At 71.4% G+C, this 20576-nt stretch carries 23 protein-coding genes; 8 read left to right on the top strand and 15 right to left on the bottom strand.

Features of this window, described 5'->3' with window-relative positions; genetic code table 11:
- Positions 1 to 414, bottom strand: a complete 414-nt coding sequence (locus tag ACLQ28_RS04125; protein ID WP_425684860.1) for a hypothetical protein — start codon at positions 412 to 414, stop codon at positions 1 to 3.
- 147 nt (positions 415 to 561) lie between these two features.
- Positions 562 to 1872 (bottom strand): DUF4153 domain-containing protein, encoded by a 1311-nt coding sequence (locus tag ACLQ28_RS04120; protein ID WP_425684859.1) that lies wholly within the window; start codon positions 1870 to 1872, stop codon positions 562 to 564.
- Between the two features lie 16 nt (positions 1873 to 1888).
- Here ACLQ28_RS04120 and ACLQ28_RS04115 point away from each other — a divergent pair, with 16 nt between their 5' ends.
- Positions 1889 to 2395, top strand: coding sequence for a hypothetical protein (locus ACLQ28_RS04115; protein WP_425684858.1), 507 nt, complete (start codon positions 1889 to 1891; stop codon positions 2393 to 2395).
- On the opposite strand, the gene ACLQ28_RS04110 is transcribed toward ACLQ28_RS04115, so the two are convergent.
- Both ACLQ28_RS04110 and ACLQ28_RS04105 read right to left on the bottom strand, forming a co-directional pair.
- Complete coding sequence (locus ACLQ28_RS04110; protein WP_425684857.1) at positions 2352 to 3425, bottom strand: HAMP domain-containing sensor histidine kinase; 1074 nt, start codon at positions 3423 to 3425, stop codon at positions 2352 to 2354. The two genes, ACLQ28_RS04115 and ACLQ28_RS04110, sit on opposite strands and share 44 nt — an antisense overlap.
- Positions 3422 to 4099: a response regulator transcription factor gene (locus ACLQ28_RS04105; protein ID WP_425684856.1), complete on the bottom strand. Its 678-nt coding sequence runs from the start codon at positions 4097 to 4099 to the stop codon at positions 3422 to 3424. Before ACLQ28_RS04105 ends, ACLQ28_RS04110 begins: the two co-directional genes overlap by 4 nt.
- 183 nt (positions 4100 to 4282) lie before the next feature.
- Here ACLQ28_RS04105 and ACLQ28_RS04100 point away from each other — a divergent pair, with 183 nt between their 5' ends.
- From ACLQ28_RS04100 to ACLQ28_RS04090, 3 genes are read left to right on the top strand one after another with little or no spacing between them, the layout of a single operon-like run.
- On the top strand, positions 4283 to 4834 hold the full coding sequence (locus ACLQ28_RS04100; protein WP_425684855.1) for a Uma2 family endonuclease: 552 nt from the start codon (positions 4283 to 4285) through the stop codon (positions 4832 to 4834).
- Positions 4835 to 4894: 60 nt separating this feature from the next.
- Positions 4895 to 5416, top strand: coding sequence for an RNA polymerase sigma factor (locus ACLQ28_RS04095; RefSeq protein ID WP_425684854.1), 522 nt, complete (start codon positions 4895 to 4897; stop codon positions 5414 to 5416).
- Positions 5403 to 6662 carry a WD40/YVTN/BNR-like repeat-containing protein gene (locus ACLQ28_RS04090; protein WP_425684853.1) on the top strand — a complete coding sequence of 420 codons (1260 nt, stop codon included), beginning with the start codon at positions 5403 to 5405 and terminating at the stop codon, positions 6660 to 6662. The genes ACLQ28_RS04095 and ACLQ28_RS04090 overlap by 14 nt, the downstream gene beginning before the upstream one ends.
- A gap of 58 nt (positions 6663 to 6720) precedes the next feature.
- On the opposite strand, the gene ACLQ28_RS04085 is transcribed toward ACLQ28_RS04090, so the two are convergent.
- From ACLQ28_RS04085 to ACLQ28_RS04055, 7 genes are all read right to left on the bottom strand, one after another.
- Positions 6721 to 6966, bottom strand: coding sequence for a hypothetical protein (locus ACLQ28_RS04085; protein ID WP_425684852.1), 246 nt, complete (start codon positions 6964 to 6966; stop codon positions 6721 to 6723).
- A gap of 23 nt (positions 6967 to 6989) precedes the next feature.
- Positions 6990 to 7742 (bottom strand): AraC family transcriptional regulator, encoded by a 753-nt coding sequence (locus tag ACLQ28_RS04080; protein WP_425684851.1) that lies wholly within the window; start codon positions 7740 to 7742, stop codon positions 6990 to 6992.
- 46 nt (positions 7743 to 7788) lie between these two features.
- Positions 7789 to 8091, bottom strand: a complete 303-nt coding sequence (locus ACLQ28_RS04075) for a putative quinol monooxygenase (RefSeq protein WP_425684850.1) — start codon at positions 8089 to 8091, stop codon at positions 7789 to 7791.
- Between the two features lie 205 nt (positions 8092 to 8296).
- Positions 8297 to 9058, bottom strand: coding sequence for a LytR/AlgR family response regulator transcription factor (locus tag ACLQ28_RS04070; RefSeq protein ID WP_110564743.1), 762 nt, complete (start codon positions 9056 to 9058; stop codon positions 8297 to 8299).
- A 19-nt stretch (positions 9059 to 9077) separates the two neighbouring features.
- The gene (locus ACLQ28_RS04065; RefSeq protein WP_425684849.1) at positions 9078 to 10304 is read right to left on the bottom strand and encodes a sensor histidine kinase; all 1227 of its coding nucleotides are present in this window, start codon (positions 10302 to 10304) and stop codon (positions 9078 to 9080) included.
- A 39-nt stretch (positions 10305 to 10343) separates the two neighbouring features.
- Positions 10344 to 11915: a sugar transferase gene (locus tag ACLQ28_RS04060; protein WP_425685327.1), complete on the bottom strand. Its 1572-nt coding sequence runs from the start codon at positions 11913 to 11915 to the stop codon at positions 10344 to 10346.
- A 264-nt stretch (positions 11916 to 12179) separates the two neighbouring features.
- Complete coding sequence (locus ACLQ28_RS04055) at positions 12180 to 13040, bottom strand: Fpg/Nei family DNA glycosylase (RefSeq protein WP_425684848.1); 861 nt, start codon at positions 13038 to 13040, stop codon at positions 12180 to 12182.
- 80 nt (positions 13041 to 13120) lie between these two features.
- Between ACLQ28_RS04055 and ACLQ28_RS04050 the strand changes: the two genes are divergently transcribed.
- The gene (locus ACLQ28_RS04050) at positions 13121 to 14389 is read left to right on the top strand and encodes a glycosyltransferase (RefSeq protein WP_425684847.1); all 1269 of its coding nucleotides are present in this window, start codon (positions 13121 to 13123) and stop codon (positions 14387 to 14389) included.
- A 271-nt stretch (positions 14390 to 14660) separates the two neighbouring features.
- Here the strand turns inward: ACLQ28_RS04050 and ACLQ28_RS04045 are convergent, their stop codons facing one another.
- The 4 genes from ACLQ28_RS04045 to ACLQ28_RS04030 form a co-directional block, all read right to left on the bottom strand.
- Positions 14661 to 15383 (bottom strand): CDP-alcohol phosphatidyltransferase family protein, encoded by a 723-nt coding sequence (locus tag ACLQ28_RS04045; RefSeq protein WP_425684846.1) that lies wholly within the window; start codon positions 15381 to 15383, stop codon positions 14661 to 14663.
- Entirely contained in the window at positions 15358 to 16425 is a 1068-nt protein-coding gene (locus ACLQ28_RS04040) for an iron-containing alcohol dehydrogenase family protein (RefSeq protein WP_425684845.1), read from the bottom strand. The genes ACLQ28_RS04045 and ACLQ28_RS04040 overlap by 26 nt, the downstream gene beginning before the upstream one ends.
- The gene (locus tag ACLQ28_RS04035) at positions 16413 to 17144 is read right to left on the bottom strand and encodes a sugar phosphate nucleotidyltransferase (protein ID WP_425684844.1); all 732 of its coding nucleotides are present in this window, start codon (positions 17142 to 17144) and stop codon (positions 16413 to 16415) included. Before ACLQ28_RS04035 ends, ACLQ28_RS04040 begins: the two co-directional genes overlap by 13 nt.
- Before the next feature lie 79 nt (positions 17145 to 17223).
- The gene (locus ACLQ28_RS04030; protein WP_425684843.1) at positions 17224 to 18042 is read right to left on the bottom strand and encodes a hypothetical protein; all 819 of its coding nucleotides are present in this window, start codon (positions 18040 to 18042) and stop codon (positions 17224 to 17226) included.
- A gap of 112 nt (positions 18043 to 18154) precedes the next feature.
- Between ACLQ28_RS04030 and ACLQ28_RS04025 the strand changes: the two genes are divergently transcribed.
- From ACLQ28_RS04025 to ACLQ28_RS04015, 3 genes are all read left to right on the top strand, one after another.
- Positions 18155 to 18547, top strand: a complete 393-nt coding sequence (locus tag ACLQ28_RS04025; RefSeq protein ID WP_425684842.1) for a cyclic nucleotide-binding/CBS domain-containing protein — start codon at positions 18155 to 18157, stop codon at positions 18545 to 18547.
- Between the two features lie 83 nt (positions 18548 to 18630).
- Positions 18631 to 19089, top strand: a complete 459-nt coding sequence (locus ACLQ28_RS04020; RefSeq protein ID WP_425684841.1) for an ester cyclase — start codon at positions 18631 to 18633, stop codon at positions 19087 to 19089.
- A 106-nt stretch (positions 19090 to 19195) separates the two neighbouring features.
- Positions 19196 to 20290 carry a PLP-dependent aminotransferase family protein gene (locus tag ACLQ28_RS04015; RefSeq protein ID WP_425684840.1) on the top strand — a complete coding sequence of 365 codons (1095 nt, stop codon included), beginning with the start codon at positions 19196 to 19198 and terminating at the stop codon, positions 20288 to 20290.
- Positions 20291 to 20576 lie beyond the last annotated feature (286 nt).

Below are 20576 nucleotides of genomic sequence, written 5' to 3'. Positions count from 1 at the left end.
TCAGCGCTCCGGCCGCTGCACCAGATCGGTGAAGTCCTGCTCGTTGCGCTCGGCCAGCCGCACGTACGCCCAGCCCACCCCGATCAGGAACGGGAAGGAGGCCACACCGAGCAGCAGCCACGGCAGGTTGACGCCGGCCACGGTGGTCCGGCCCAGCGACGGGGCGATGGCGAACAACCAGGGCAGCCCGCCCAACCCGGTGGCCACCACCAACGAGAGCCGCAGCGCCAGCGCGAGTTGGGCCCGGACCAGGCCACGGACCAGCGCCTCGCCCACCTGCGTCTGCTGGGCCAACTCGGCGCGGGTCCGCTCGGCGCGCGTGTCCTGCCGGGTGATCTCGGCCAGCACGATCCGGGCCCGCCGGGGCGGCGGTACCGCACCGCCCGACCCCACGTCAGGGAGTTGCTTGGCCACCCCGGCAGTCTTGCCCGCCGTGCGGGATTGTCAAGCGTTTCTGCTTGGCCAAGGTCAACTGGGGAGCGACGATGCGGGGCAGCGATCGTACAACGCCCCTTTCGCCGTACGGGGACGTAAACGCTGCCAGGCGCGCCCGCCTCACACTCACCATTCCCGCACACCGAGACAGTCGGTCGCGCTGCCGCTCGCCGGGATCGTGTCGAGCTTCCGTCGGGCCCGCTCCCGGCCCAGGTTCGTCGCCCAGAGGCCGTCGCGGGGCAGCTCGGCGGCGATCTGACCCAGCGCGCAGACGCGCATCGGCTCGGGCAGCCGGGCCAGGGCCGGTACGGCGTCAGCCGACAGCCCGGACAGGTAGCTGACGTCCAGCCGGCCGGTCTCCAGGTATCGGTCGACGTTCCGGTCGGCGATCAACCGGTCCGGGTTGACCAGGGCCAACCCGAGCAGCGCCAACACCGCCGTGCCGACCACGAGCCGGGGCAGCCAGGCGGCCCGCAGCCGCACCACGGCCACCCCGACCAGGACGAAGAGCAGCCCGAGCCACAGCTCGACGGTCGTCACGAAAAGCCTGAGGCGGGTGGCGCCGTACGCGTCGGTGTAGACCTGCATCCGGTAGAGCGCGGAGGCGACGACCACCAGGCTGAGCGCGGCGAGCGTGCCGAGCAGCGCACGGACCAGCAGCCGGTCGGCCCGGGTGGCCCTCGGTGCCCGGCGGGCGGCGACCGCGATCACCAGCAGAGTGAGCGCGGTGACGGCGAGCAGCTGCCAGAACCCGCCGCGGGCGTATTGGGCGTAGGTGAGCCCGGCCGTGCGCAGCACGTGCCCCGAGCCGCCGAACAGCACCGTCAACTGGACCAGCACGAACGCGGCGAACAGCGCATTGAGCAACACCAGTGGAAGGGTCCACTCCAGTCGGTGAACCGGGCGGGACGGCCCTGGGCGCAGACCCTCCAGGTCGGGTGGACGGCTGACCAGGTACGCGGCACCGAGCAGGCCACCGCCGATCAGCAGCAGACGCATGAGCCAGCCGATCACACTGGGCGGTGAGATGTCGGGCAGCAGGCCCGTGACCAGATCGGCGAAGACCGCGTCGGCGGAAGAGAAGAGCAGACCGAACAACATCAGCAGGCCGGCGGAGAGCGCCACGCTGGTCAGGATGCGCCCGAGCCCGATCCCCGACCCGGCCGGGCGGGTGTCGCGTAGTCCGCGTACCGCCCAGGGGAGCGCCCGTACCGTCGCGGCCGGCGGCAACGTCGCGGCGACAAGCATCCCGAGCGGGCTTCGCCCACCGGTCACCGCGAGCGTCCCGGTCACCGCCGCCGCGATCAGGCAGAGGGCGAAGAGCCAGCCAGCGGCCCGGACCGTGCCGACGGCGACCAACGCGATGGTCGCGACGGCCCAGGCGACCTGTGCCGCCCGCCCCGGTGCCCCCGTGGCACCGGGACGGACGGCCGCCACAGTTGGCGGTGCTGGCGTGGTCGCGGTCGCCGCCGGCGTGGTGGTTGGCGTCGTCGGCCCGGCCGCCGCGGCGCTGGGCGCGGCCGGCGCGCTGACGCCCGTCGGCGGGGGCGATGGCCTGGAACGGACGACGCCAGCGGTGACCACGGCAGCCGCGCCGGCCAGCGTGGCCACCAACCAACCGAGGCCGGGACGCACCATCGTGAGCGTGGCCGCGCCGACGACCGCCGCCGCCGTCAACGCCGCCAGGACCAGCGGACGGGCGGAGCCGGACGGCCCCGGCCAGCGCCGCGCGATCGCCGACGGAGGTCTGGGTACGGCCGGCGCACCCGGCCACGCCTGGGGAGGACCGGCGGCCGGACCCGGTCTGACGCTCGGGAGGACCTGCGGCCCGGTCGGCCCGGTCGGCCCGGTCGGCCCGGTCGGCCCGGTCGGCCCGGTCGGCCCGGCCGCCGGAAGCGGGGTGGTGCCGGGGCTGGTCATGCGACCTCTTTCCGATGTGGCCCGTCGCTCGGGATGGTGACCTGGATGCGGCAGCCGGGCCGATCGACCCGGTGCGGTTTGACGGGGTCGAGGACAGCGATCCGGCCACCGTGCAGTTCGACGACCCAGCGGGCGATGGCCAGGCCGAGCCCCGTCCCGCCACCGGCGGACCGATCGCCGCGGGTGAACCGTTCGAAGACCATGGACCGCTCGCCGGGTGAAATGCCCTGACCCTCGTCGCTGACCTCGAAGCGGAGCTGGTCGGCGTGTTCCTCGGCGCTCAGGCGCACCGTGCCGCCGGGTGGGCTGTGCCGTGCCGCGTTGTCGAGCAGGTTCGCGAAGACCTGGTGCAGCCGCCACGGGTCCGCGTGGACGGTCAGCGGTGCCGGCAGTTCGCGGAGCTCGAAGCGCACGTCAAGCGCCGCCCCGGACGCGCTGGCGGTGGCGTGTTCCACCGCCTCGTCGAGGAAGTCGTTTACGTCGATGCGTACCCGGCGCAGCGGCACCACCCCGGCGTCGAGGCGGGACAGGTCGAGCAGGTCGGCGACGAGGTGCCCGAGCCGTTCGGTCTGGGCCAGCGCCGAGCGCAGTGCCGCCGGTTCGGCATCGGCCACCCCGTCCACCATGTTCTCCAACACGCCCTGCAAGGCGGTGATCGGTGTCCGCAGTTCGTGCGAGACGTTGGCGATCAACTCACGTCGGCGCTGGTCCGCGGCGTGCAGATCCTCGGCCATCTTGTTGAACGCCTGAGCCAGCTCGCCGACCTCGTCCCGGGAGGTGGCGCGTACGCGCCGGGTGTAGTCGCCACGGGCCATCGCGCCGGCGGCCGCCGTCATCTCGCGCAGCGGCGAGGTCATCCCGTGGGCGAGCACCTGCGAGGTGACAAGCGCGATGCAGATCGCTGTGATCGACGTACCGGTGGGAAGCCAACCGATGCCGTACCAGAAGTAGCCGAAGGCCACGGCCCAGGAGGCGACGAGCAGCACGCCGAGCTTCATCTTGATCGAGCGGACCGGGTCCAGTGGACGCGGTAACGCCCGATCCAGCCAGTCCAACAGCCGGCCGGTCACGCGGGCACCTCCAGGGCGTACCCGACGCCGTGGACGGTCCGGATCAGGTCGGCGCCGAGCTTGCGGCGCAGTGCCTTGATGTGGCTGTCCACCGTGCGGGTGCCACTCCCGTCGGCCCATCCCCACACGTCGGCGAGCAGCCGCTCCCGGGGAAGCACCGTGCGGGGCCGCCCGGCGAGGTGGATGAGGAGGTCGAACTCCGTCGGCGTGAGGTGCACGTCGGTGCCGGCCCGGCGGACCCGCCGCTCGGCCTCGTTGATCTCGATGTCGCCGAGGTGGATCGCGGGCGGCGTCGGTGCCGCGGCCCGCTCCACCCGGCGCAGCAGGACGTGCACCCGGGCGGCCAGCTCGCGCATCGAGAAGGGCTTGGTGAGGTAGTCGTCCGCGCCGACCGCGAGCCCCACCAGCAAATCGGTCTCGTCGTCCCGGGCCGTGAGCATCAGCACCGGCACCGGCCGGTCGGCCTGGATCCGGCGGCACACCTCCAGGCCGTCGAAGCCGGGCAGCATCACGTCGAGGACGACGAGATCCGGCTGGCCGGTGCGGAACCGGTCGACGGCGCTGGGCCCGTCCGCCGCGACCTGCACCGTGAAACCCTCGGCCCGCAGGCGGGCGGCGATGGAATCGGCGATGGTCCGTTCGTCCTCGACGACCAGTATCCGGCGTTCCCTCATGGATCACGACTGTAGGGAGGAGCCGTGGAGATCAGTGGGTCGCGTTGTGAACAACCTGTGGAGAACCGTTCACGCCTGTGGATAACTCCACCACCAAGCCCGCTGGCGAGCGGGAACTCCCGAGGCTCGTTGTGGACGACCGACCGAGCTGTCAGGGTGGTTCGGTAGAGAGGAGGTGTGACGGTGACGAACCCTGCCCGGCCCGGCTGGGGCGACGCCTGGACGGTGGACGACCTCCAGAGCCTCCCCGCGGACGACCAGGTCTATGAGATCTTCGACGGGAGTCTGCTTGTGTCCCCCCATGCGGACGTCTTCCACGGCGCCGTCGCCAACCGCCTCCGCCGGATCCTCGACCGGCAGGCCCCGGCCGGTGTGCTCGTCGGTCAGGACATCGGTGTCAGTGCCAAGCGCTCGTCGTACTTCGTCCCGGATCTCTTCGTGGCAAGCGAGAGCGCCCTGGACAGCGGCGGTGCCGCGCTCGACCCGGCCGACGTGCTCCTCGTCGTCGAGGTGATCTCACCGAGCAACGCGGGCCGAGACCTGGTGTTGAAACGCCACGAGTACGCGGCCGCCGGCATTCCGCTCTACTGGCTGGTCGAGCCCCGTAAGCAGACTCTGACCGTGCTGGCGAACGGCGTGGGTGGTTACCGCGAGCAGGCCGTTCTCCCGGTCGGCGAGGTCTACCGCGCCGAGCAGCCGTTCCCTCTCGCCCTGCCGCTGGCCGACATCTTCTGACCGTCGCCCGGAACCTTTCCCTCCGCCCAGGAGTGGGACAGGTGAAGAGGGGTGGTGAGGGTGTCCGACGCTGATCTGATTGCCGAGCTCTACGCGGGCTGTTTCCGACGACTCGTGGTGCAGCTCTACGCGGTGACCGGCGATCTGTGCGAGGCGCAGGAGGCGGTCCAGGAGGCGTTCACCAAGGCGCTGACGGCACCCGGCCGGCTCGCCCGCCTCGACAACCCGGAGGCGTGGCTGCGCCGGGTCGCGGTGAACGTCGCGCGTAGTCGTCACCGGCGGCGACGGGTGCTGGACGGGCTGCTGCGTCGGATCGGCCCGCCTCCGACGGTTGCCGACCGCTCGCCCGAGCACCTGGCGCTGCTCGCCGCGTTGCGCGAACTGCCTGCGGGGCAGCGGCACGCGCTGGCTCTGCACTACCTGGTCGACCTGCCGATCGACGAGGTGGCGGCAACGCTCGGCGTTTCCGCCGGCACCGTCAAGTCCCGCCTCTCCCGGGGTCGGCACGCGCTGGCGGCGCTGCTCACCGACTCAGAGAACAGCGAGACCATGACCATCGGGAGGATCGATGTCCACACCTGAGTTCACCGGATTCGACGTCGACACCGTCGCCGACGCGGTCCGCCAGCCACCCCTGGACGACATGCGGACGGCAGCCCGGGGCCGACGTCGGCGGCGTACCAGCGGGGTGGCGCTTGTTCTGGTTGTCGCCGTGGCCGGCGTGGCGATGCTGCCGCTATTCGGCAACACCGGCCGGGGTGGGTGGACCGGTCCAGACCAGCCGCCGGTCAAGCCGGACCGCGGCGGCCAGCTCTTCCTGACCGGGCCGGAGTCGGCAGTCGTCGCGGGGGTGTGGGACGCCGACGGCGGTTGCTTCACGGTGCGGTTCCGGCACACCGACGACGGCGGGCGGAGCTGGACCGATGACGAGATGACCCGATACCGCACCAGCTTCTGCGGAAAGGACGCAGAGGGAAATCCGCTGAGCAACCCGGAGTTCTCGGTGCTGGGCCAGCGCTCCTACCTGGTCCGGGATGGTGACCAGCTCCGGCTCTCCACCGACTACGGCCGCACCTGGCGGGACGCCGAGCAGGCCATGGTGACGGTGCCGTCCTTTCCGGCGAGGGCGCAGCCGGTCTTCTGCCAGTGGAGCCAGGGCTGCGGGGCGCTTCGTGAACCGGTGGCGGTCTCGCCGACGGGAACTGTCTACCGGCTCGGAGGTAAGCCGCCGTCGCCCTATCCACCCGCGAACATCTATCCGAGTGCGGACGGAACCATCTGGGCGACCTACTGGCCGGGTTACGTCGGCGTCTTGGTGGTGGCTCGAAGCGTGGACCGGGGGGCCACCTGGACAACCTGGCAGTCGGCCCAGGGGGCGAACGTGATCGCGATAGCCGGGGTCAGCGCGCAGGAGGCGTACCTGTTGATCGCGCTGCCACCACCGGGTGGGCCCCAGCCGGCGGAGGTCGAGGGCACGTCGCAGTTGCTGCGTACCACGGACGGGGGGCGAACCTGGGCCGACGTGGGCACCAGCCTGCCCCACTCATTGGAGAACCGGTGCCTGGTCGTCGGTTCGGACGGGTCCCTGCTGCTCGTCGAGACGGGAAACAGGGAGCCCTCCAACAACAGGTCCACAGCCATGATCAGTTTCGATGACGGACGACACTTCAAGACCGTCCGCGAGTACGACCGACGCGACGGGCGCGTCGGTGCCGCGCCCGGATACGCCTGGCTCTACGGCCGGGACGACCTGGCGGTAGGCGGTGCGGACCACGTGCAGTTGACTCGCGACGGCACCGCCTGGACGCGCTTCCCGCTCCCGGACTGAACGCGGGTACGCGGCGGGGCCGGTGGCGTCGTGCCACCGGCCCCGCTGTGTCGAAACGTCAGATGGTCGGTACGACCAGATCCACGGACATGCTGCCGCTGGCCGGGACGGTGAACCGCCCGTCGGTTACCGAGCCGACGCCCGCGTTGTCGCCGATGTCGACGCTGCGGGCGACGACGAACCCACTAAGGAAGGGGGTGCCGTCGGGCGTGCGGAAGGTGCCGGTCAGCTCGACGCCCTGGTCGAGTTGGACGTTGTGGGTGGTTGCGGTCTGACCGTCGCCCGGAACCTTTCCCTCCGACATCGCGGCGGCGAATCCTGGTCTGCTCAGGGCCGAAAGCTGGCCCGGTACTCCGTTGGCGTGCGGCCAGTCAGCTCCCTGAATGCGGCGTTGAACGCCGACAGTGAGGTGTATCCGACCATGAATGCGATCTTGGTTACCGGGGTGTCACCCGCAGCGAGTTCCTCGATCGCGCTCAACACCCGCATTCGGCGCAGGACCGCCCGCCAGGTCATGCCGGTCTCCTCCGCAAAGCGCCGCGCCAGCGACCGCGGCGCGAGGCCAACTTCGACTGCCACGTCCTCGAAGCGGACCTCACCGCCGAGCCGCTGCTCGGTCAGCTCAAGGGCCCGGCGCAGTTCCGGTGATCGCCCCGCCGGCACGACGACCGGGCTCGGCTGCTGGGCGAGCCGCCAGGTCACCGCGGCGAGGGCGGCGAACAGCGTCTCGGCGTACGCCGTGAGGGGTTCGTCGCACTCGCCCCAGGTGCGGCACTCGGTCAGCAATGCGCGTGCCAGCGGGTTGAGGTCGAATACGGTCAAGGGTGCTGGCGGCGCTGGAGCGAATCCGGTATCGAACAGGACCGACGCGGTAGTGACCGGCCGCGGGATGCTCACCCGGATCGGCCGGCCTGCCTCGATCAGGGCGGCCCGCGCCGGTGGCAGCAACCACGCCTGACCCTGCGCCTCCAGCCGGAGGGTCCCGGCGGAGGCGCAGAGCAGGTAGTGGCGGTCCACACACAGGTCGCGAGCGAACTCCGGCGCGACTGTGCGGACGAAGCTGTACGCCCTGCGGGTCATCGACGGCCTCGCACAGGCCGATCCTAGAAGTCCGTCGCGACGCCGGTCAGGCCACCGTCTCCAGCAAGTCGGCGCGAAAGCGCCGGCTCACCGGTGCTCCGATCATCATCGGCCGGATCACCTCGCCGAATCGTGCAAAGGAGTCCGACCTCAGGTAGCCAGCGAGCGAAGCCTCGTCGTCCCACTCGTGGACCACGGCGACTGCGCTGTCGTCCTCACGCGCGGCGTAGACCCGGAATGCGATGTTGCCCGGCATGGCGCGTACCCGATCACTCTCCCCGTCGAATTGGGCGAGGGCAGCGGGCCGGTCGGTGGCAGCAGTCTTGAAGTCGATGATCGCGATGATCACGAGAACCTCCTGAACGAGGCGGCGACGCCGCCGGATTGGATGCCTCGATCCTCCGGCAGAACGCGCCCAGCCCGCCGCTGTCAGCCGGACGCGTTCACGCTCCCAGCGGACACGCCCGCTCTTCTGACATCTTCGGACCGGACATGCTGCCGCTGGCCGACACGCTCCGGCCGGGCCGAGGCGGAGCCGAGCCAGGTGTGCGGACTCAGCGACTCCAGTCCTGCTTCGCGGCCCGGACCAGCTTGTCCTTCAGCTCGCGGGTGTGCCGCCGGCTCACCGGCAGCTCGGTGCCGTCGATCACCACGACATAACCGGAGTTGACCAGCCGCAGCTCCGCTATCAACTTCAACTGCACCAGGTACGACCGGTGCACCCGGACGAAACCGGCATCAGCCCACCGCTCCGCGAGCGTGGCCAGCGAGACCCGCACCAGGTGTGACCCCTCTGCGGTGTGCAACCGGGCGTAGTCCCCCTGCGCCTCCACCCACCGCACCGCCGAGCGCGGCAGCATCCGGGTGGTGCCAGCCAACTCGATGGGGATGGTCGGGTCCTCCTCCGCGCGGGCCAGCGCCGCCGGGTGCGACGGCACCACCCGGGAGCCGATCACCCGGCGCAACGACTCGGCCAGCCGGTCGGCGCGGACCGGTTTGCGTACGTAGTCGGTGGCGCCCAGATCGAAGGCGTCCACCGCGCCGTCGTCGTACGCGGTGACGAAGACGATCGCCGGTGGCCGGGCGAACCGCCGCAGCACCCGGGCCAGCTCCATCCCGTCCAGCCCGGGCATCCGAATGTCCAGGAAGACCACGTCCACGTCACCGTCACGGAGCAGCCGCAGCGCCTCGGTCGCGTCCCCGGCGGTGTTCAGCCGGGCCACCCGGGGGTCGGCCCGCAGGTGGTACGCCAGCTCGTCGAGCGCGGGCGGCTCATCGTCCACCGCCAACACCCGGAGAAAACCGGACGCATTCACCGCGCCGCCCCGCGCCCGCTCACGACCCTGCCCGCACGCCAGCGTGGAACTTCGGAATCCGCATGCTCACCTTCGTGCCCGAACCCAGCCCGGTCTCCACGACCAGGCCGAACCGGTCCCCGAAGACCGACCGCAGGCGCTCGTCGACGTTCGACAGGCCGACGTGCTGGCCGGTGTCGTCGCCCGGATCGCCGGTGCCGCGGGCCAGCTCGGCGATGCCGGCGGTCAGCGTCGTCGGGTCCATTCCCACCCCGTCGTCCTCCACCGTGATGTGGCATTCGGCGCCCGCGTCCCGGGCTTCGATGCTCACCATGCCTGTGCCCGGCTTGCGGGACAACCCGTGGCGGACGGCGTTCTCCACCAATGGCTGCAGGCAGAGGAACGGAAGCATCACCGGCAGCACCTCCGGGGCGATCTGCAACCGCACCTGCAACCGGTCGCCGAACCGGGCCCGTTCGATGGTCAGGTAGCGGTCGATCGACCGCAGCTCCTCGGCGAGGGTGGTGAACTCCCCATGCGCCCGGAACGAGTACCGGGTGAATTCGGCGAACTCCAGGATCAGCTCCCGGGCCCGCTCCGGATCGGTGCGGACGAACGAGCCGATCGCGGTCAGCGCGTTGTAGATGAAGTGCGGGCTGATCTGCGCCCGCAACGCCCGGACCTCGGCACGGGCCAGCCGCTCCCGCGACGAGTCCAGCTCGGCCAGGGCGAGCTGGTTGCCGGCCCAGTGCGCGGTCTCCAGGGTGGCCTGCACCAAGCCTGGGGCCGGCGGGCCGTCGGCGATGGCCACGAGCGCGCCAACCACCCGGCCGTCCGCCCCCTGCAACGGCGCGACCACCGCCCCCCGGATCGGGCAGTCGACCCGGTCGCAGTGCAGCTCCTGCTCACCGAGCACCGTCGAGCGGCCGGTCTCCACCGTCCGCCGGGCCGCCGCGAGCAACTGCTCGCCGTGGTGCGTGCCGCGCCCGTCGAGGGCCAGCACCCGGTCGGCGTCGGTGAGCGCCAGCCCGGCCGCGCCTACCAGGGCCCGCAGATGACGTACGGCCTTCGCCGCGCCGGCTTCACTCAGCCCCGCCCGCAGCGGCTCGGCGGCCAGGCCGGCGGCGTGCAGCACCTCGTAGGTGGCCCGTTGCGTGGCGGTGGCGATGCCACGACGAGCCCGCAGTCGCAGTACCGCCAACAGGGCAGCGGTCAGCGCGGTGACGAGCGACACGACGCCGACCACGGCGGTCAGGTTGGCACCCACGCAGTGATCCTTGCCCCTGCGAGCCGGCGCGCCAACCCCCTAGTAGGCGCCCTTGCGGGCGAGCACCACCCCGACGGTGCGCCAGAGGATGCTCAGGTCGTACGCCAACGACCAGTTGTCGACGTAGTAGAGGTCCAGGCGGACGGACTCATCCCAGGACAGGTCGGAGCGGCCGGAAACCTGCCACAGACCGGTCATGCCGGGGCGAACGAGCAGACGGCGGCGCACGTCACCCAGGAAGTCGCCGTCGTCGGCCGGCAGCGGGCGTGGCCCGACCAGCGACATCTCACCCCAGAGCACGTTGATCAGCTGCGGTAGCTCGTCCAGCGACGAGGCCCGCAGGAAGCCGCCCACCGGGAAGACCCGGGGGTCCTGCTTCATCTTGAACAGCATGCCGTCGGTCTCGTTCCGGTCGACCAGGCTGGCCAGTCGATCCTCGGCGTCGACGTACATGGTCCGGAACTTCCACACCCGGAACGTGCGCCCCTCGTGCCCCACGCGCGGCTGGCGGAAGAAGACCGGCCCGCGGTCGGAGAGCTGGATCGCCACGGCGATGACCACGAAGAGCGGGATCAGCAGCAGCAGGCCGAGGCCGGCGGCGACCCGGTCCATCAGGTTCTTGGCCAGCAGCGCCGGCCCGGAGAGGGTCGGCTCCTCGACGTACAGCAGCGGCAGGCCCTCGATCGGCCGGATGTGCACCCGGGGGCCGGCGATGTCGGTGAGCTGCGGGGCGACCACCAGGTCGACGCCGGAGCCTTCGAGCTGCCAGGCCAGCCGGCGCAGCTCGCCGGGCTCGGCGCTGGCCGACCCGCAGACGGCGATGGTGTCCCCGCCCACCTCGCGGACCAGGGCCAGGACGTCCCGCCCGGCGTACACCGGCACCGGGGTCGGCATTCCCCGGGCCGCCGCGTAGCCGTCGGTGATGTGGATGGCGACGGGCACCAGCCCGGCGTTCGGGTTGCGGGTGACCGCCGCGTAGACCTCCAGGCACTCCGGCAGGGTGCCGACCAGCACCATCCGATGCGCGGCCTGACCGGCCCGCCGACGGATGTAGTGCAACGCCCAACGGGCCACGAACCGGCACCAGAGGATCAGCAGAAGCGCCCCGAGCAGCGCCGTGCCCACCGTCCACCGCGACGGCGCGGTCTTGGTGGAGAAGACGAGGAAGGAGAGGGTGGCGGTGACTGTCACCGCGCCCCGGATCACGCGTTTGAACTCGTCAGGTCCGAGGCCCAGGTAGCGGCGGTCGTAGGCCCGGTTGCTCCAGAGGATGACCACCCACCCGAGCGGGAGCAGCAGGTACGAGATCGTGTGGAACCAGGTGAGGTCCTTGTGCGTGCCGGAGAAGCCGGACGGCGCCTGGTCGAAGAGCTGGATCGCGATCCAGCTGGCGAACGCCGCCGCAGCGAAGTCGAGCAGCAGCAGGGTCGCAATGTAGGGGCGGTGCCAGCGGGAAACACGACGACGCGCCCTGGTCCACGCCGACCGAGGGACGCCGTTGTGTGACGGCGGCGTCGGCGGCTGGATTTCGAAGCTGTCCACGTGCCGCACGAGTCTGCTCCGGCCTTCGTTGGATACCGGGCGCTGGAGGCTTGCCGTCACCTCACCCATGTCCTCCCGCATGACACGGGCCGCTCACTCGGCGTGAGGGCCCGGGTCGCCCACCGTCCCAGTCTCCCACGCGTGCTCCGACCGGTCGCCACCCCGAAGGAGATTGGCGAGCGATGGTGCCTGCGGGATCTGGCCGGCTCCGCACCATTTCAGAAGCCGGGGACCGGGCCACTATACCGATGGATGCGCGCGAGGCGAGAGTGGCGGACCGGAGCTTCCGCTCACTCGGGGCGATTCCGCTCCGTAGTCGCCGAGTGGAATTACTCACCGTACGAGGCGGGACAACCGTCGGTCAGCGAGCGGCTTTCCGCCGGTCTGGCACGTCGGGCAGTACTGGAGGCTGGAATCGGCGAACGAAACCTCGCGCACCGTATCCCCGCAGACCGGGCAGGGCAGCCCGGTGCGGGCGTGCACCTTCAACCCGGAGCGCTTCTCGCCCTTCAGTTCTGCGGCCCGCTGACCGAGGGACCGCTCGACGGCGTCGCCGAGGACCTGCCGGGTGGCCGCGTGCAGGGTGGCCATCTGGGCGTCGGTGAGCCGATCGGTGATCGCGAACGGGGACAGCTTCGCGAAGTGCAAGATCTCGTCGGAGTAGGCGTTGCCCACCCCGGACAGCACCGACTGATCAGTCAGCACCCCCTTGACCTGCCCTCGCCGGCCACGCAGCCGCTCGGCGAAGGTGGGCAGGTCGGCCGCGAGCGCGTCCGGGCCCAGCTTGGCCACCCCGGGCACCGTCGCCAGGTCGGTGACCAGGTACGCGGCCAGCTTCTTCTGGGTGCCGGCCTCGGTGAGGTCGAAGCCGGAGCTGTCGTCCAGGCGTACGCGCACCGCGATCGGGCCCTTGCCCGGACGCAGCGGGGTGGTGGCCGGGAACGCCTCCCGGTAGTGCAGCCAGCCCGCCCGGGCCAGGTGCACCACCAGGTGCAGGTCGCCCTCGAAGAGCACGTCGAGGAACTTGCCGTGCCGGCTGGCATCGACCACCGCCCGACCGACGGCTGCGGTCGGTGCCGGTTCGTACGTCTTCAGGGCGCTGATCGCGGCGATCTCCAGTCGATCGACGCGCCGCCCCACCGCGCGCTGTCGCAGGTAACCCGCGAGCGCCTCAACCTCCGGTAGTTCGGGCACCAGCCAACGGTAGCCTTCTTTCCCGTGAGCGTGAGGAATGAGCTTGCGAGTCCCGCAATCGCGAACGAAGGGCAAGCTCCGTGAGAGTCGTCGTGGCGCACAACCGGTACCGGGAAGCCCAGCCCTCCGGCGAGAACATCATCGTCGACGCGGAGATCGCGCAGCTCAGCGCCGCTGGCATCGAGGTGCTGCCCTTCATCCGAAGCTCGGACGAGATCCCTTCCATGTCGAAGGTGGCGAAGGCGTTGCTGCCGATCTCGCCGATCTGGGCGCCGCGCGCCCAGCACGACCTGAGCCGGCTGCTCACCGAGCACCGACCGGACGTCTTGCACCTGCACAACCCGTACCCTCTGCTGTCGCCCTGGGTGGTGCGGACCGCGCACCGCCACGGCGTGCCGGTGGTGCAGACGGTGCACAACTATCGGCAGGTCTGCTCGTCGGGGATCTACTTCCGGGACGGCGTGATCTGTCAGGACTGCAAGGGTCGGGCGCTGGGCGTGCCGGCGATCAAGCACCGCTGCTACCGCGACTCGGCGGCGCAGAGCGCGTTGATGGCGACCACCCTGGCCGTGCACAGGGGCACCTGGCGCTCGGTGGATCGGTACATCGCACTCACCTCGGCAATCGCCGATCACCTCCGCGATTACGGCATTCCGGATGAACGGGTCGTGGTGAAGCCGAATTCGATGCCCGACCCGGGTCGGCCGACGCCGCTCGGTGACGGGTTCCTCTACATGGCCCGGCTCTCTCCCGAGAAGGGCGTCGACCTGCTGCTGGACGCCTGGCGCCGACACCCGGTGGGTGCGTTGGGCACGTTGCGCGTGGCGGGCGACGGCGAGCTGCGCCCGCTCGTCGAGGCGGCCGCCGCCGAGCGACCCGACGTGGTCTACCTCGGTCAGCTCGACCGGGCCGGTGTGCAGGCGGCGGTCGAGGCGAGCGCGGTCGTGATCGTCGCCTCCATGTGGCACGACGTGCTGCCGACCGCGATCATCGAGGCGTTGGCGAGCGGCCGGCCGGTGCTCGGCACGGCGTTGGGCGGCATTCCGTACCTGGTGGGTGCCGATGCCCCGCACGAGCCCGCCGGCACCGGCCCGGCGGAAGTTGCCTCGGCCGTCGCCGGGGGTGGCGGGCCGGCGATGCCGGCTGGGATCGGTCTGGGCGAGGCCGGCTGGGTGGTTGCCCCGGAGCCGGCCGCGTTGGCCGCAGCCCTGCCGTTGGCCCGGGCCGGTGCGGCCGGGCTGGCTCTGGCCGCCCGCGCCCGCTACGAGCGCATGTTCCACCCTGACGTCGTCACCAAGCAGCTCATCGACATCTACGCGGGCGTGGCCCGCACCTCCAACCGCGTCTGACCCGCCCGCCGGGCACGGTCCACGTGCCGCCCCGCCCCGCAGGCGTCCCTTTTTGGGGCGCCCGGCGGCCGGCGGGGCCGGCTTACGTGCGGTGGCAGGGGTGTTCGGGTCGTCCTTTGCTCTGCTTCAGCGGAGGCAACACCCGGTGTCCGGATATCGGACGCGTGGTGTTGCCTGGGTGGAAGCAGAGCAAAGGACGCGATGCGTAGGTGCCTGCCTCCGACCGACCCTCAGGTCAGGCAGCCAGCGGAAGCGACGGACTGCAGAGGGGTCAGCGGAGCGAGGCGCGGGCGGAGAAGGCGACGCTGGCGAGCAGGAAGCCGCCGTTGACGATGGTGAACGCGACAATCACCCAGAGGACCAGCGCGGGGGCCACGGCCAGCACCAGGGCGGCCACGAAGATCACCGCGCCGTAGTCGCGGATCAGCTTCACCAGGCGTACCGGCAGCGAGGTCGAGGTGACCATGCTGGCCGCGTTCGGGCCGGCCTGCATCACCGAGGTGACCAGGTTGACCATCCAGGTGCCCGCGAAGGTCGCCACCAGCCAGGTCGGCGTCGACGGCTCCTGCGCCACGGCCGTGGCGGCCAGCGCGGCCACCAGGGCGATCTGCGCGGCCACGTCGCAGAGCACGTCGACGCGGGCGCCGGCCGCGCTGCCCTGGCCGGTCACCCGGGCCAGCTGCCCATCCGCGCAGTCCAGGGAGTACGCAACCTGCCAGCCGACCAGGGCGAGCAGACCGACCACCCAGGCCGGTACGTCGCCAGCGGCAACCGGGTCGGCGAGCATCACCACGGTGACCGAGGTGGCCAGCCCGAGCACCAGGTTGGTGATGGTCAACGCCGTCGGGCGCAGCCCGAGCCGCTGGGCGACAAGCGCGAAGACAGCACCCACCCACTGGCTGATCGACTCGCTGAACAGGCCGCCGCCCCGGTTCACCCGGTGGAAGTCGGCGACGGTGGGACGGGGGTCAGCCAAGCTGGTCGCGGATTGCACCGGCGTAGTCTGCCAGCCGCTCCCGCGTCTCGGTAGGCGACAGCGCCAGGTGCTCGAGGATCGTGTAGCGGTCCGGTCGGGTACGCGGCGCGAACTGCACCGCCTCCACGAACTGGTCGTCGCTGAGCGCCACCTCGGCGGGGAGCCGGGGCAGACCGTGCCGGGTCAGGCAGGCCGACATCTCCCCGAAGCGGCGCAGATCCCCGCGCAACCAGGTGCAGAACAGCGCACCGAGCCCGGCCAGCTCACCGTGTGAGGCGGTGCCGGGGAAGAGCGCGTCGATGGCGTGCATGATCTCGTGACAGCCGCCACTGCACGGGCGGCTGGTGCCCTCGATGGCCATGGCCAGGCCGCTGGAGATCAACGCCTCGGCCAGCACGGTGACGAAGGCGTCGTCGGCCATGTCGCCCGGGTGGTTGAGCACCGCTTCGGCGCCTGCCCGGGACAGCGAGGCGGCGAGCCCGTCGAACGGTTCGACGCGTACCCGGCGGGCCAGCTCCCAGTCGGCGAGCGCGCTGATGTTGCTGATCACGTCGCCGATGCCGGCCCGGTTGTGCCGGTCCGGGCCGCTCTCCACGAAGTCCAGGTCGACGATCACCGCGATCGGAATGTGCACGCCGTAGGAGCCCTTGAGCCCGTCGGTGATGAGGCTGGCCACCGGGGAGGCGATCCCGTCGTTGGCGAGGCTGGTCGCCACCGACACCATCGGCAGCCCTCGGCGGGTCGCCGCGTACTTGGCCACGTCGATGGTCTTGCCGCCACCGATTCCGACGACCGCGTCGTACGACCGGGCGCGCAGCTTGCCGCCCAGGTCGTCGGCGGCGTCCAGGGTCCCCCCGACGACGGTGAACACGTCGGCGGTCCGCAGTGACGGTCGGATCAGCTCCGCGATCTGGGCACCCTGACCGGGGCCGACCACCACGGCGACGTCACCGCCGGCGGAGATCCGCCCGTCGGCCAGGATCGCGCCCAGGTCGGCGACCGCCCCGCGCCGCACGTCGATGTGCAACGGAGTGAGGACACTCCGAGCTAGTAGCGGCACGCGATCTCCCGCGCGCGGGCCAGGTCGGCGTGGTTGTCGACCTCGACCCACGGGACGTCACCGATCGGCGCCGCCCGCACCTCCCCGCCCCGGTCGGAGAACTCCTGGTAGCCGTCCTCGTAGTAGAGGTTCGGGTCGCGCCGCCACGTCGCCTCCAACGCGTCGGCGAGGGCGTCGGCGACCTGCGGCTCGATAAGCGTGGCGCCGATGTACTCCCCGTACGCCTCGCCCGGGTCCATGATCTTGGTGATCCGGGTGAGCTGACCGGCTGCGTCGAAGGTGGTCTTCATCTCCTCCTCGGCCAGCGGCTTGAGGGTGTCCACCGCGAGCAGGATGCCCGGCCCGCGCTCGGCGAGCAGGGTCTTCTCCACGCTCACCGGGTGCACGGTGTCCCCGTTGACCAGCAGCACCCCGCGTGCGAAGTACTCCCGGGCCAGCCAGAGCGAGTAGGCGTTGTTCCACTCCTCGGCCTTGTCGTTGTGGACCAGGGTGAGCGTGACCCCGTACCGCTTCTCCAGGTCGGCCTGCCGTTCGCGGACCGCATCCGCCGCGTAGCCGACCACGATCACGATGTCGGTGAGCCCGACCTCGGCGAGGTTGCCCAGCGCGATGTCCAGGATCGTGGTCTCGCCGTCCACCGGTATTAACGCCTTGGGCAGGGTGTCGGTGTACGGGCGCAGTCGACGCCCCGCTCCGGCCGCGAGCACCATTCCGATCATCGCGACATCCTCCCTAGTCCTGCTCCCCGTCACCGCTGGAGGATAGCGCCGGTTGGCCGGGCCGCTCCGGTCAACCGGGTCAGCCGGGGAGGGCGGCCAGGTCGGCGAGCATGGTCAGCCGCTCGTCCGCGCCGAGCACGGCGTACGGGCCGGCCGCCCGGCGGTCGGTCTCCAGCTCGATGGCGACCCGCTCGGGGCCGGGCGGCAGGGCGGCGATGCTCGACGCGGTGTGCCCGGCGGCGGTCCAGGCGGCGGCATGCGCGTCGGCCCGGTGGTATCGCAGCGTGCCGAGACGGTTGAGCAGCAACACGCCCGATCCGATGCCGTCCGGCTCGTACGGGGGTGCCATCGCGGCGAACGCGGAGCTGGCCTGGGTGCCCTCCTCGTCGGCCAGCACCAGGGCGTACGCCAGCACCCGGCCGAGCGCCGCCAGCAGCCGCAGCACCCGCTCGTCCTGCCCGGCCCACAACTCCTCGGTGACCTCGGCGTGCACCTGGTACAGCTCGGTGAGGAAGGCGGCACCCCGCTCGGTGGCGGAGAGCCCACCGTCCGGGCGGCGGTGGAGCATGCCGTGCGCCACCTGTTTGTCCACCACCCGGCGGGTGACGACCGGATCGCCGTACCGGGTGATCGCCGCGAAGCCCGGTCCGTCGACCGTGCCGCCCGGTGCGGCCAGCCGGGTGCGTAGGTCCACCAGGAAGCCGGTTGCTGCCACTCCGCCGTACCTCTGGCTCAGTTCGGCGCCGCCACCGTCGCGGCCGGCCAGCATGCCGGCGTGAAAGACCCGGTCCACAGCCGGGGCGAGCAGCCCGGCGATGCGGTGCGGCACCAGCTCGACGGTGTGCACGGACCGGTCGGCAATCAGCACGCCGGCGCAGCGCAGAGGCTCGGTGGACACCGTCCGACAGTAGCGAGCGTCCGCTGCAGCTGCGATGCCGCGCTTGTCCCGGAAACATCCACGGACCACCATGTCCGTACCGGATGCCACCGTCCCGAAGGAGTGATGGGTGATGCAGGTACGGGATGCGATGTCCAGCGAGGTCCTCGTCGTCGGCCCGGAGCACACGCTCCGTCAGGCGGCCCGGATGATGTCGGCCCGCGGTGTCGGGTCGGCGGTCGTGATCGACCCGGACTCCGAGGGGGTCGGGATCATGACCGAACGCGACGTGTTGAAGGCGATCGGCGCTGGCCTGGACTGCGACGTGGAACGCACCGGTGCCCACCTGACCTGGGAAGTCGTCTACGCGGGCCCGGAGTGGACGGTGGCCGAGGCTGCCGCCGCGATGGCTCGGGGCGGGTTCCGGCACCTGGTGGTGCTGGACGGCCGGGAAGTGGCCGGGGTGATCTCCGTACGGGACATCATGCGGGTCTGGGCGGAGAGCCAGGCGGTCGCCACGACCTGACCGGCGATGGTGTGCCGGGCCCGATCGATGGGTAAGCATTCCTTGCGGGCGCGGACGTGCCGCGGCCCGCGAGGGAGGGCCCGATGCGTGACGCGGAGCGCCTGGTCGAGCAGCAGTACGCCATGCTCCTGAGTCGGGACGTGGCCCGTCTACCGGATCTCTACGCCCCCGAGGCGTTCTACGCCATGCCGGGCGTGACGGTCCGTCCAATCGAGCTGCCCGCGCTCCTGCGGACCTGGACCGGCGCCTTTGGGGATCTGCGAGTCGACCCGATCGGTGCGGTCCGCACGGGTGGTGGTGCGGCCGTCGAGCTGCGCCTGAGCGGCACCCACACCGGCACGTTGCATTCGCCGTACGGCACCGTCGCGCCCACCGGCCGGACGGTGACCTGGGAGGTGGCCGACGTGGTCCGGGCCCGCAAGGGTCGGATCGTCGCGTGGCGCTCCTACTTCGACTGGAGCCAGCTCCTCGACGCGCTCGGCGTGCAGCTGGAGGGACTTTCCCGCGCGGCGCATCACGACGCGCTCGCCCTTCCGGTCTGATCTGTCGCCGTCCGGTGGAGTCGGGTCACCCGACCCGGTGGCTCAGGATGCGGACATCGCCGTGCCGTCCGCGCGTCCCCCGCAGCCGCCCGTACGCTCAACAGCCATGACCGCCGAGCAGTTGATCTCCTTTGCCCGTGGGGCTCCCTCGCTGGACATCGTCGATGTCGAGGGGCTCAAGGCCGCCGCTGTCCGTGCCTTCGACGCCGACCCTGCGGGGGTCACGGCGTATGGCACCTCCGTCGGTTACCTTCCGCTGCGAAAGTGGATCGCCGAGAAGCACGGCGTCCAGGCCGACCAGGTGCTGGTCACCAACGGGTCGCTCCAGGCCGACGCGTTCCTCTTCGACCACCTGGTCCGCCCCGGCGACGCGGTCGTGGTGGAACGCCCGACGTACGACCGGACGCTGCTCAACCTTCAGCGGATGGGCAGTGAGCTGCACGGCATCTCGGTCCAGCCGGATGGCCTCGACACCGCTGAGCTGCGCAAGCTGCTGGAGTCCGGGGTTCGGCCCAGGCTCGCGCACGTCATCCCGAACTACCAGAACCCGGCCGGCATGACGCTCTCCCTGGAGAAGCGTCGGGAGCTGCTCGATCTGGCTGCCGAGTACGAGTTCATCATCTTCGAGGACGACCCGTACGCGGACATCCGCTTCCGCGGTGAAGCGCTGCCGTCGATGCTCTCGCTGGACACCCGCAACGTGGTGGTGCACGCGTCGAGCTTCACCAAGACGGTCTGCCCGGGCGTGCGGGTCGGGTATCTGGTCGGCTCGGCGGATCTGATCGCCGACATCGCCAAGAACGCGACAAGCCTCTACATCTCGCCTGGAATGGTGTCGCAGGCGATCGTGCACCAGTTCTGCGTCTCCGGTGACATCGACCGCTCGATCGAGACGGTACGCGCGGCGCTGGGCGAGCGGGCCCGGGTGCTCGCCGAGTCGTTGCGCCGGCATCTGCCGCAGGCCCGGTTCGTGGAGCCCGACGGCGGCTATTTCCTCTGGGTGGAGTTCCCGGAGGACGTGCTGGTCGACCGGCTCGCCCCGGCGGCCGCCGAGCGCGGGGTCGCCGTGGTCAAGGGCAGCGACTTCGTGCTGGACGGTGGGCAGCACGCCCTGCGACTGGCCTTCTCGGCGGTGACCGTCGATCGGATCGACGAGGGCGTTCGTCGTCTCGCGGAGGCCGTCGAGGCCGTCCGGAGCTGAATCAACTGTCGGGTTCCTGACAGAACGACGTTGCCGGCCGCCCCGGGACTCCCGTCGGGGCGGCGGGCGGCTCACAATGCTGCGAGCGTCACCCGCCAGCTGTAGCCGAGATCACCGCAGGCCTCCGGGCCGGCCGCGACCTGGGTGACGCGACAGCACAACCTCCCGCCCCCACTGGCGCCGGGTGTCGTCCCGGCACCCCCCGATGCGGCCCGGCTCGCCCGGCACCGCCCCCCGCACCCCGGGGAACGCGGCCCGGCCCGCCCGGCGTCGCCCACGCGACAGC

Source organism: Micromonospora sp. DT201, assembly GCF_049841575.1.
GTDB lineage: Bacteria > Actinomycetota > Actinomycetes > Mycobacteriales > Micromonosporaceae > Micromonospora.
Note: the sequence above shows the minus strand (reverse complement) of the source record. Positions and strands in the feature narration are given on the sequence as shown.

Coding starts and splice junctions, on each gene's coding strand:
- ACLQ28_RS04105 (WP_425684856.1), bottom strand. CDS start 4,099: ATGAGGGAACGCCGGATACTGGTCGTCGAGGACGAACGGACCATCGCC.
- ACLQ28_RS04090 (WP_425684853.1), top strand. CDS start 5,403: ATGTCCACACCTGAGTTCACCGGATTCGACGTCGACACCGTCGCCGAC.
- ACLQ28_RS04085 (WP_425684852.1), bottom strand. CDS start 6,966: ATGTCGGAGGGAAAGGTTCCGGGCGACGGTCAGACCGCAACCACCCAC.
- ACLQ28_RS04080 (WP_425684851.1), bottom strand. CDS start 7,742: ATGACCCGCAGGGCGTACAGCTTCGTCCGCACAGTCGCGCCGGAGTTC.
- ACLQ28_RS04060 (WP_425685327.1), bottom strand. CDS start 11,915: ATGGGTGAGGTGACGGCAAGCCTCCAGCGCCCGGTATCCAACGAAGGC.
- ACLQ28_RS04035 (WP_425684844.1), bottom strand. CDS start 17,144: ATGATCGGAATGGTGCTCGCGGCCGGAGCGGGGCGTCGACTGCGCCCG.
- ACLQ28_RS04025 (WP_425684842.1), top strand. CDS start 18,155: ATGCAGGTACGGGATGCGATGTCCAGCGAGGTCCTCGTCGTCGGCCCG.
- ACLQ28_RS04020 (WP_425684841.1), top strand. CDS start 18,631: ATGCGTGACGCGGAGCGCCTGGTCGAGCAGCAGTACGCCATGCTCCTG.
- ACLQ28_RS04015 (WP_425684840.1), top strand. CDS start 19,196: ATGACCGCCGAGCAGTTGATCTCCTTTGCCCGTGGGGCTCCCTCGCTG.